The 10,142-nt window shown below is 70.7% G+C and carries 9 protein-coding genes; all 9 read left to right on the top strand.

Annotation, left to right across the window (positions count from 1 at the left end; translation table 11 throughout):
- The first annotated feature begins 17 nt into the window (after window positions 1-17).
- The 9 genes from argJ to tyrS all read left to right on the top strand — a co-directional run bounded on the left by argJ (window position 18) and on the right by tyrS (window position 9,570).
- Window positions 18-1,169 (top strand): bifunctional glutamate N-acetyltransferase/amino-acid acetyltransferase ArgJ, encoded by a 1,152-nt coding sequence (argJ, locus tag AB0O34_RS24830; protein ID WP_363919126.1) that lies wholly within the window; start codon window positions 18-20, stop codon window positions 1,167-1,169.
- Window positions 1,166-2,101, top strand: a complete 936-nt coding sequence (gene argB, locus AB0O34_RS24835; protein WP_363919128.1) for an acetylglutamate kinase — start codon at window positions 1,166-1,168, stop codon at window positions 2,099-2,101. The genes argJ and argB overlap by 4 nt, the downstream gene beginning before the upstream one ends.
- Window positions 2,098-3,288, top strand: coding sequence for an acetylornithine transaminase (locus AB0O34_RS24840; RefSeq protein ID WP_363919130.1), 1,191 nt, complete (start codon window positions 2,098-2,100; stop codon window positions 3,286-3,288). The genes argB and AB0O34_RS24840 overlap by 4 nt, the downstream gene beginning before the upstream one ends.
- Window positions 3,285-4,229, top strand: a complete 945-nt coding sequence (gene argF, locus AB0O34_RS24845; protein ID WP_363919132.1) for an ornithine carbamoyltransferase — start codon at window positions 3,285-3,287, stop codon at window positions 4,227-4,229. Before AB0O34_RS24840 ends, argF begins: the two co-directional genes overlap by 4 nt.
- On the top strand, window positions 4,226-4,741 hold the full coding sequence (locus AB0O34_RS24850) for an arginine repressor (RefSeq protein ID WP_363919134.1): 516 nt from the start codon (window positions 4,226-4,228) through the stop codon (window positions 4,739-4,741). The genes argF and AB0O34_RS24850 overlap by 4 nt, the downstream gene beginning before the upstream one ends.
- Before the next feature lie 93 nt (window positions 4,742-4,834).
- Window positions 4,835-6,034, top strand: a complete 1,200-nt coding sequence (locus tag AB0O34_RS24855; RefSeq protein ID WP_363919136.1) for an argininosuccinate synthase — start codon at window positions 4,835-4,837, stop codon at window positions 6,032-6,034.
- Window positions 6,035-6,114: 80 nt separating this feature from the next.
- The gene (argH, locus tag AB0O34_RS24860; protein ID WP_363919146.1) at window positions 6,115-7,557 is read left to right on the top strand and encodes an argininosuccinate lyase; all 1,443 of its coding nucleotides are present in this window, start codon (window positions 6,115-6,117) and stop codon (window positions 7,555-7,557) included.
- Window positions 7,539-8,192, top strand: coding sequence for a DNA-3-methyladenine glycosylase (locus AB0O34_RS24865; RefSeq protein ID WP_363919138.1), 654 nt, complete (start codon window positions 7,539-7,541; stop codon window positions 8,190-8,192). The genes argH and AB0O34_RS24865 overlap by 19 nt, the downstream gene beginning before the upstream one ends.
- A gap of 109 nt (window positions 8,193-8,301) precedes the next feature.
- Window positions 8,302-9,570, top strand: a complete 1,269-nt coding sequence (gene tyrS, locus AB0O34_RS24870) for a tyrosine--tRNA ligase (protein WP_363919148.1) — start codon at window positions 8,302-8,304, stop codon at window positions 9,568-9,570.
- Window positions 9,571-10,142: the final 572 nt, after the last annotated feature.

Consider the following 10,142-nt stretch of genomic DNA (forward strand, 5'->3'; position numbering starts at 1 on the left):
ATCCGAGGAGGGCACGCGTGAGCGTCACCGCACCCCTCGGTTTCCGCGCGGCGGGTGTCGCCGCGGGCCTCAAGTCTCGTGACACCCGTGACGTCGCGATCGTCGTCAACGACGGCCCCTCGCGGGCCGCGGCCGGGGTCTTCACCCGCAACCGCGTGAAGGCCGCTCCGGTGCTCTGGTCCGAGCAGGTGCTCGCGGGCGGCAGGGTGAGGGCGGTCGTCCTCAACTCCGGCGGCGCGAACGCCTGCACCGGCCCCGCGGGTTTCCAGGACACCCACGCCACCGCCGAGAAGGTCGCCGAGCTCATCGGCGACTCGGCCGGCGAGGTGGCGGTCTGCTCCACCGGGCTGATCGGCGAGCGGCTGCCGATGGACCTGCTGCTCCCCGGCGTCGAGACGGCGGCCGCCCAGCTGTCCAGGGACGGCGGTCTCGCCGCCGCCGACGCGATCCGCACGACCGACACGGTCACCAAGATCTCCTTCCGCAGGGGAGAGGGCTACATGGTGGGCGGCATGGCCAAGGGCGCGGGCATGCTCGCGCCGGGCATGGCCACCATGCTCAGCGTGATCACCACCGACGCCGACGTGCCGGCCGAGGAGCTCGACCGGGTGCTGCGCAAGGCCGTCAGCGTCACCTTCGACCGGCTCGACACCGATGGCTGCATGTCGACCAACGACACCGTGCTCCTGCTCGCGAGCGGCGCCGCCGGCGTCACCCCGGACCCGGCGGAGTTCGAGAAGAAGGTCACCGAGGTCTGCGCCGACCTGTCCAGGCAGCTCCTGGTCGACGCCGAGGGCGCCACCAAGGCCATCGCGATCGAGGTCGTGGGCGCCGCCCACGAGGACGACGCCGTCGAGGTCGGCAGGGCGGTGTCCAGGTCCAACCTGCTCAAGTGCGCCATCCACGGCGAGGACCCCAACTGGGGCCGCGTCCTGTCTGCCGTCGGCACGACCGGCGCGGTCTTCGAGCCCTCCCGGCTCAACGTAGCGATCAACGGTATCTGGATCTGCCGGGGCGGCGCCGCCGGGGACGACCGCGCCAAGGTGGACCTGCGCCCCCGCGACGTGACGATCACGATCGATCTGTCGGCGGGCCCGCACTCCGCGACCATCCACACCACCGACCTCACCGCCGAGTACGTCCACGAGAACTCGGCGTACTCGACATGAGCGTCAACATGGGCACCGGGCTGACACCGGGCACAGGCGGACCCCAGGCGCACGCCAAGGCGGCCGTCCTCATCGAGGCCCTGCCCTGGCTCGAGCGCTTCCGGGGACAGACCGTCGTGGTGAAGTACGGCGGGCACGCCATGGCCGACCAGGGCCTGCGCGAGAGCTTCGCCGACGACATGGTGTTCCTGCTGCACGCCGGCCTCAAGCCCGTCGTCGTGCACGGCGGCGGTCCCCAGATCAACGCCCACCTCGACAGGCTCGGCATCGAGAGCAGCTTCACGGCCGGGCTCCGGGTGACCACGCCCGAGGCGATGCAGGTCGTGCGCATGGTGCTGGTCGGCCAGGTCAACCGCGACGTCGTCGGCCTGATCAACCGCCACGGGCCGTTCGCCATCGGCATGTCCGGCGAGGACGCCCACCTGTTCACCGCCGAGCGCAAGCACGCCGAGGTCGACGGCGAGAAGGTCGACATCGGCCAGGTCGGCGAGATCGTCAGGGTCGAGGCGGGAGCCGTCCAGGCGCTGCTCGGCGACGGGCGCATCCCGGTGGTGTCCTCGATCGCGCGCGGCGAGGACGGCGAGATCTACAACGTCAACGCCGACACCGCCGCCGCGGCGCTCGCGGTCGCGCTCAACGCCGGAAAGCTCGTCGTGCTCACCGACGTCGAGGGCCTGTACGCCGACTGGCCGGTCGCCGCGGACGGCTCTCCCTCCGAGGTGATCAGCCGGGTGACGGCCCCGGAGCTGGCCAAGCTGCTGCCCGGCCTGTCCAGCGGCATGGTGCCCAAGATGGAGGCCTGCCTGACCGCCGTCACCGGCGGCGTGCCGCAGGCGCACGTGCTCGACGGCAGGGTGCCGCACTCGGTGCTGCTCGAAATCTTCACGGACGAGGGGATCGGAACCATGGTGTTGCCCGAGGTGGACTCATGACCGGCGCCGGCTCGTTCCAGGAGCGCTTCGAGGCCGCGTTCATGCCGAACTACGGGGTCCCGCCCGTGGTGCCGGTCCGCGGCGAGGGGGCCTACCTCTGGGACGCGGACGGCGTGCGCTACCTCGACCTGATCGCGGGCATCGCGGTCAGCTCGCTCGGCCACGCGCACCCCGCGCTGGTGGAGGCCGTGTCCCGGCAGGTGGCGACCATCGCGCACACCTCCAACCTGTTCGTGAACGAGCCCGAGGTGCTGCTCGCCGAGCGCCTGCTCGGCCTGCTGAAGACCCCGGGCCGCGTCTTCCTCGCGAACTCCGGCACCGAGGCGAACGAGTGCGCGCTCAAGCTCGCCATCAAGTACGGCAGGACCACCGGCAGGAAGTACTTCGTCGCCGCGGACAACGGCTTCCACGGCCGTACGCTCGGGGCGCTCTCGCTGACCGGCAAGGCCTCCATCCGCGACCAGTTCGGGCCGTTCCCGCTCGACGTGCGCTTCGTCCCGTACGGCGACGCCGACGCGCTCAAGCAGGCCGTCACGCAGGACTGCGTGGCGGTGTTCCTGGAGCCCACGCAGGGCGAGGCGGGCGTCGTGCCACCCCCGGCCGGCTACTTCACCGCCGCGCGGGAGATCTGCGACGCGGCCGGGGCGCTGCTGGTGCTCGACGAGATCCAGTCGGCGATCGGCCGCACCGGGCACTGGTTCGCCCACCAGCACGACGGCATCGTCCCCGACGTGCTGACGCTGGCCAAGGGCCTGGGCGGCGGCATGCCGATCGGCGCCTGCGTCGGCTTCGGCGAGGCGGGCACGATCTTCGCCAAGGGCGACCACGGCTCGACCTTCGGCGGCAACCCGGTGTCCGCGGCGGCGGCTCTGGCCGTGCTCGACACCATCGACCGCGACGGCCTGCTCGGCCATGTGCGCACGACCGGGCAGCGGCTGCGCGACGGCATCGCCGCCATCGACCACCCGCTGCTCGCGGGGGTGCGCGGCCGGGGGCTGTGGCTGGCCGCCGTGCTCGCCACCGACCGCGCCGCGGACGTCCAGGCCGCCGCCCAGCGGGCTGGGTTCCTGGTCAACGCGGTGCAGCCCGACGCCGTGCGCATCGCTCCGCCGCTCGTGATCACCACGGAGCAGGTCGACTCCTTCCTCCAGGCCTTCCCGGCGATCCTCGCGGAGGTGACCCCGTGAGCCCGTACGGTGGCGCCCCGGGAGCCGTCCGGCACTTCTTGCGGGACGACGACCTGAGCCCCGCGGAGCAGGCTGAGGTGCTCGACCTCGCCGAGGCCATGAAGAAGGATCGGTACGGCTACCGTCCGTTCGAGGGCCCGATGACCGTCGCGGTGATCTTCGACAAGCACTCCACCCGCACCCGAATCTCGTTCGCGGTCGGCATCGCCGAGCTGGGCGGCCAGCCGCTGATCATCGACGCGGGCAGCTCCCAGATGGGCAGGGGAGAGCCGATCGAGGACACCGCCCGCGTCCTCGAAAGGCAGGTCGCCGCGATCGTGTGGCGCACCTTCGGCCAGGAGCGCGTGGAGGCGATGGCCTCGGCGTCGTCGGTGCCCGTCGTCAACGCGCTGACCGACGAGTTCCACCCGTGCCAGATCCTCGCCGACCTGCTGACCGTGCGGGAGCGGCGTGGCCCCCTGGCAGGTCAGACGCTCACCTACCTGGGTGACGGCGCCAACAACATGGCCCATTCCTACCTGCTCGGCGGCGCCACCGCGGGGATGCACATCCGCATCGCGGCCCCGGCGGCGTACCAGCCGGACACGCTGATCCTCAACCGCGCGGCCGAGATCGCCGCGTCGGCCGGCGGCTCGGTCACGGTGCTGTCGGACGCGGCCGTGGCCGTCGCCGACGCCCACGTGCTGGCCACCGACACCTGGGTGTCGATGGGCCAGACCGGCAAGGACGAGCGGGTCGCCACGCTCATGCCGTACCAGCTGAACGCCGAGCTGCTCGGCCTCGCGGCCCCCGGCGCGACGGTGCTGCACTGCCTGCCCGCCTACCGCGGCCTGGAGATCACCGCCGAGGTGCTGGACGGTCCGCAAAGCGTAGTCTGGGACCAGGCGGAGAACCGCCTGCACGCCCAGAAGGCCCTGCTCCACTGGCTGGTGGCGCGATGACGATCCCGCTGACCAAGGCCGGCAGGCTCGCGAAGATCGCCGATCTGGTCAACCGCAACAAGGTCAAGTCACAGCCCGAGCTCGCCAGGCTGCTGGCCGAGAGCGGGGTCGAGGTCACCCAGGCCACGCTCTCGCGCGACCTCGACGAGCTGGGCGCTCTGAAGCTGCGGGCGGACGACGGCTCGCTGGTGTACGCGCTACCGGGCGAGGGCGGGGCGCGCATCCCGCTGACCCGCATGGGCGCCGGCGAGAGCGCGGCGGCCCGGCTTCGGCGGGTGGCCGAGGAGCTCCTGGTCTCGGCCGAGGCGTCGGCGAACCTCGTGATCGTGCGCACCCCTCCCGGGGCCGCGCAGTTCCTCGCCTCCGCGCTCGACCACGCCGACTGGGAGGCGATCCTCGGCACGGTCGCCGGGGACGACACGATCCTGGTGATCTGCCGGGATCCCGTGGGCGGGGCCCTTCTCGCGGACTCCCTGCTCAGGCTGACCGATCGACGTAGTCAGCCCGTGTGAGCCGGGCGTCCCGCGATCAGTGGGCTGACAACCGAGCGAACCGGGCGTATCCCCGCAAGCCAATAAGAATTTCTTTCTTGGGAGAGCAGAGCAATGACTGACAGGGTGGTACTCGCCTACTCCGGCGGCCTCGACACGTCCGTGGCCATCCCGTTCCTGGCCGACCAGACCGGCGCCGAGGTCATCGCCGTGGCCGTCGACGTCGGCCAGGGCGGCGAGGATATGGAGGTCATCCGGCAGCGCGCCATCGACTGCGGCGCCGCCGAGTCGGTCGTCGTGGACGCCCGCGAGGAGTTCGCCGCCGACTTCTGCGTGCCGGCGCTCCAGGCCAACGCCCTCTACATGGACCGCTACCCGCTGGTCTCCGCCCTGTCCCGCCCGCTGATCGTGAAGCACCTGGCCACGGCCGCCAAGCAGTTCAACGGCACCCACGTGTCGCACGGCTGCACCGGCAAGGGTAACGACCAGGTGCGGTTCGAGGCCGGTCTCGCCGCGCTGAACCCCTCGCTGAAGGTCATCGCCCCCGCTCGCGACTACGCCTGGACCCGCGACAAGGCCATCGCCTTCGCCGAGGAGAAGGGCCTGCCGATCGACGTCACCAAGAAGTCGCCGTACTCCATCGACCAGAACATCTGGGGCCGCGCCGTCGAGACCGGGTTCCTGGAGGACATCTGGAACGGCCCGATCGAGGACGTCTACTCCTACACCTCCGACCCCTCGCAGCCGCGCGAGGCCGACGAGGTCGTCATCACCTTCCAGGCGGGCGTGCCGATCGCCCTGGACGGGCGCTCCCTCACCCCGTTCCAGATCATCGCCGAGCTCAACCAGCGCGCGGGCGCCCAGGGCGTCGGACGGCTCGACATGGTCGAGGACCGGCTCGTCGGCATCAAGTCCCGCGAGGTGTACGAGGCCCCGGGCGCGATCGCCCTGATCACCGCGCACATGGAGCTGGAGAACGTCACGGTCGAGCGCGACCTCGCCCGGTTCAAGCGCTCGGTCGACCAGCGCTGGGGCGAGCTGGTCTACGACGGCCTGTGGTTCTCCCCGCTCAAGGACGCGCTCGACACCTTCATCGCCGACGCGCAGAAGTACGTCTCCGGCGACATCCGCATGACCCTGCACGCCGGGCGGGCCGTCGTCACCGGGCGCCGCTCCGAGGCCTCGCTGTACGACTTCTCGCTGGCGACCTACGACACCGGCGACGCCTTCGACCAGTCGCTGGCAAAGGGCTTCGTCCAGCTCTGGAGCCTTCCCTCCAAGATCGCCGCTGCCCGGGACGGTCGTCTCGGCTGACGAGGCCCATTTGGGCTAGGGTCGCGGATTGAGCGTTGGAACTGGGGAAGAGGAGAACGGTGGCTGAGGGTGGCAAGCCCATGCGGCTCTGGGGTGGCAGGTTCGAAGGCGGTCCGGCGGACGCGCTGACGCGGCTGTCGGTCAGCGTGCAGTTCGACTGGCGGCTCGCGCCGTACGACCTGCTGGCGTCACGGGCGCACGCCCGGGTGCTCCACCGCGCCGGGCTGCTGAGCGAGGCGGAGCTCGAGCGCATGCTCGCGGCCCTGGACGACCTCGAACAGGCATGCAAGGCCGGTGACTTCCGGCCCACCGTGGCCGACGAGGACGTCCACACCGCCCTGGAGCGCGGGCTCCTGGAGCGTCTCGGCTCGCTCGGCGGCAAGCTGCGCGCCGGCCGCAGCCGCAACGACCAGGTCGCGACCGACCTCCGGCTCTACCTGCGCGACCACGTCCGCTACATCGTGTCGCGGCTCGTCGAGCTGGAGACGGCACTGATGAGCCAGGCCGAGGAGCACGCGTCCACCGCGGCCCCCGGCATGACCCACCTGCAGCACGCCCAGCCGGTGTCGTTCGGGCACCAGCTTCTCGCGCACGTCCACGCGATCGCCCGCGACGTCGACCGCCTGCGCGACTGGGACCGGCGCGCCGCCGTCTCCCCGCTCGGCGCGGGCGCGCTCGCGGGCTCGTCCCTGCCCCTGGACCCGCAGGCGGTCGCGCGGGAGCTGGGCTTCGACTCCGCGGCGCCGAACTCCATGGACGCCGTCGCCGACCGCGACTTCGCCGCCGAGTTCCTGTTCTGCGCCTCGCTGATCGGCGTCCACCTGTCGCGCCTGGGCGAGGAGATCGTCCTTTGGGCCTCCCAGGAGTTCCACTGGATCGAGATGGACGACGCCTACTCCACCGGCTCGTCGATCATGCCGCAGAAGAAGAACCCCGACGTCGCCGAGCTGGCCCGGGGCAAGTCCGGCAGGCTCATCGGCAACCTGATGACGCTGCTGACCACGCTCAAGGGCCTGCCTCTCACCTACAACCGCGACCTGCAGGAGGACAAGGAGCCGGTGTTCGACTCGGTCGACACCCTGCTGCTGGTCCTGCCCGCGGTCTCCGGGCTCGTCTCCACGATGCGCGTGAACACCGCGCGTCTGGAGTCCTCGGCACCCGACGGCTTCGCCCTGGCCACCGACCTGGCGGAGCTGCTGGTGCGCAGGGGGGTGCCGTTCCGCGACGCCCACGAGGCGGTCGGCCACCTCGTCGTGTGGTGCCAGGTCAACGACACCACCTTCGAGAAGCTCACCGAGGACGATCTCGCCAAGATCTCTCCGCACTTCGTGGAGACCCCCGGCGGCACCGTCGTCCCCGGCGACGAGGGCGGCGTGCCCGGCACCCTCGACGTGCTGAACGTCCAGGGCGCGCTCGCCTCGCGCAAGGCGTACGGAGGCACCGCGCCCGACCGTGTCCGCGACCAGCTGAGCGCCCTTCGCGAGATCGTCGACGGCCAGGCAGCGTGGGCGAGCGGATCCTAGACCGGGAGTTCTTCGACCGGCCCTCACCGGAGGTGGCGCCCGATCTGCTCGGGCGCGTCCTGCGGCACGGGCCGGTCGCGGTGCGCCTGACCGAGATAGAGGCGTACGGCCCGCCCGGCGAGGACCCGGCGTCCCACACCTACCGGGGGCGCACACCGCGCAACTCGGTCATGTTCGGGCCACCGGGGCACCTGTACGTCTACTTCACGTACGGCATGCACTTCTGCGCCAATATCGTCTGCCTGCCCGAGGGGATGGGCTCGGGGGTGCTGCTGCGCGCCGGCGAGGTGACCGAGGGGGTGGAGACCGCCCGCACCCGCCGCCACCGGCCCAGCACCGCCGCCGCGCTGACCGGTCGCGGCAGGACGACCCCCGAGCGCGACCTGGCACGTGGGCCCGCGCGGCTGGCCGTGGCGCTGGGCCTCGGCAGGGAGCACAACGGCCTCGACTGCTGCTCGGGCTCCTCGGAGCTGGAAATCCTCGCGGGCGACCCGGTGGATCCCGCGTCGGTCCGCTCAGGCCCGCGCACCGGCGTCTCCACCGCCGCGGACACCCCGTGGCGCTTCTGGATCGAGGGCGACCCCACCGTCTCGCCGTACCGCAAGCACGTGCCCAAGGTCCGCCCGAGCTCGTGATCGCGAGGCAGGGCTTTCAAGTGGCGGAGCGGTGCGGTGATCGGGCAGGCTGTAGGGCAAGGCGAAAGCCGTACATCCATCCGTCGAACCAACCATGAAGGCCAGGATCGTGACCGACATCCTCGATGACCTTGCGTGGCGCGGCCTGATCGCGCAGTCCACCGATATCGACGCCCTGAGGGTGGCGATGGCCGAGGGTCCGATCACGGTCTATTGCGGGTTCGACCCGACGGCACCGTCGCTGCACGTCGGCAACCTCGTCCCGCTCCTCACGCTGACGCGCATCCAGCGGGCCGGCCACCGCGCCATCGGGCTGGTCGGCGGGGCCACCGGCCTCATCGGCGACCCCAGCGGCAAGAGCGAGGAGCGCTCGCTCAACTCGACAGAGGTCGTCGCCGAGTGGGTGCGGCGCATCCGCGTCCAGGTCGAGAAGTTCATCGACCTGTCCGACTCCTCCGGTTCCCTCCTGGTGAGCAACCTCGACTGGACCCACGGCCTCTCGGCCATCGACTTCCTGCGTGACGTCGGCAAGCACTTCCCCGTGAACCGCATGCTGGGGCGCGAGTCGGTCTCGGCCCGCCTGGCGGGGGAGGGGCTCAGCTACACCGAGTTCAGCTACCAGATCCTGCAGGCCAACGATTACCTGGAGCTCTACCGCAGGCACGGGTGCTCGCTGCAGATCGGCGGCAGCGACCAGTGGGGCAACATCACGGCGGGGTGCGACCTGATCCGCCGCGTCGAGGGCGGCCATGTGCACGCGCTGACCGTGCCGTTGATCACCAAGGCCGACGGCACGAAGTTCGGCAAGACGGCTGGCGGGGCGGTGTGGCTCGACCCCGAGCTGACCTCGCCGTACGCCTTCTACCAGTTCTGGCTCAACTCCGACGACCGCGACGTCGTGAAGTTCCTGAAGATCTTCAGCTTCAGGTCCCGGGACGAGATCGAGGCGCTGGAGAAGAGCGCGTCCGACCGCCCTGCGGCCCGTGAAGCGCAGCGGGCGTTGGCGGAGGAGTTCACGACCCTGCTGCACGGGGCGGAGGAGTGCGCCGCGGTGATCGCCGCGTCGGGCGCGCTGTTCGGCCAGGGCTCGCTGGAGGAGCTGCCTGAGCGCACGCTCGCGGCGGCGCTGGCGGAGGTGCCCAGGGCCACGGTGCCCGCGCTCGGTGCCTCGTACGTCGACCTGCTGGCCGAGAGCGGGCTCGTCGAGAGCAAGTCGGCCGCTCGCCGCGCCGTCAAGGAGGGCGGGGCGTACCTCAACAACACGAAGATCACGGACGAGTCGTACGTCCCGTCCGCGGAGGACCTGCTGTACGGGCGGTTCCTGGTGCTCCGGCGTGGGAAGCGCTCCGTCGGCGGCGTCGAGGTCGTCGCCGGCTAGCGCTCACGGCATCCCTCCGGCCCCCGGTGCGCGTCTGTCACCGGGGGCCGGAGGCGTCTTCGGTGACACTCCTGTGGCGATCTGGAGAGTCTTTCTGCCATCGGAGGGGTGAACTGGGTGGTTGGCCCCGCGACGATTTGACGGAGCCCCGGACGCCGCTTAGTGTTCTCTTCGCCCCAGGGAACGACGGGCTGCCGATCAGGCGCCTGACTCCCGGGCATCCCGGAAGACATGTTCTCGGATTCGCCGTCCCTGACGGAGGATCCGGAGCTGACGTGTTGCCCGCACATGATCGAGACGAACTTTTTTGACAGTTCGACTGGACATCGAGTGGACAACAGGGTAAGTTGGACGGGTTGCCCTGGAGACGGGGCAGCCGAACTGTACCAGTTCGGGGCGGTTCCTGCCAGATCGGAAGATTTGACAGGAAGTGTCTGGACCTGGTAAAGTTAGACAACGAGAGGTGCGCCCTGGACGGGGCCGGAGCCACTGGTTCTGGTTCGTGTCTGGTGTACGTGTCCGTTTCTTGAGAACTCAACAGTGTGTTAAAAGCCAGTGCATGAATATGCATA

Source organism: Sphaerisporangium sp. NPDC088356 (assembly GCF_040685555.1).
Classification (GTDB): Bacteria; Actinomycetota; Actinomycetes; order Streptosporangiales; family Streptosporangiaceae; genus Sphaerisporangium.

Excerpts from the sequence above, each read along its gene's own strand:
- AB0O34_RS24850 (WP_363919134.1), top strand. The coding sequence starts at position 4,226 with ATGACGATCCCGCTGACCAAGGCCGGCAGGCTCGCGAAGATCGCCGAT.
- argH (WP_363919146.1), top strand. The coding sequence starts at position 6,115 with ATGCGGCTCTGGGGTGGCAGGTTCGAAGGCGGTCCGGCGGACGCGCTG.
- argB (WP_363919128.1), top strand. The coding sequence starts at position 1,166 with ATGAGCGTCAACATGGGCACCGGGCTGACACCGGGCACAGGCGGACCC.
- AB0O34_RS24840 (WP_363919130.1), top strand. The coding sequence starts at position 2,098 with ATGACCGGCGCCGGCTCGTTCCAGGAGCGCTTCGAGGCCGCGTTCATG.
- AB0O34_RS24855 (WP_363919136.1), top strand. The coding sequence starts at position 4,835 with ATGACTGACAGGGTGGTACTCGCCTACTCCGGCGGCCTCGACACGTCC.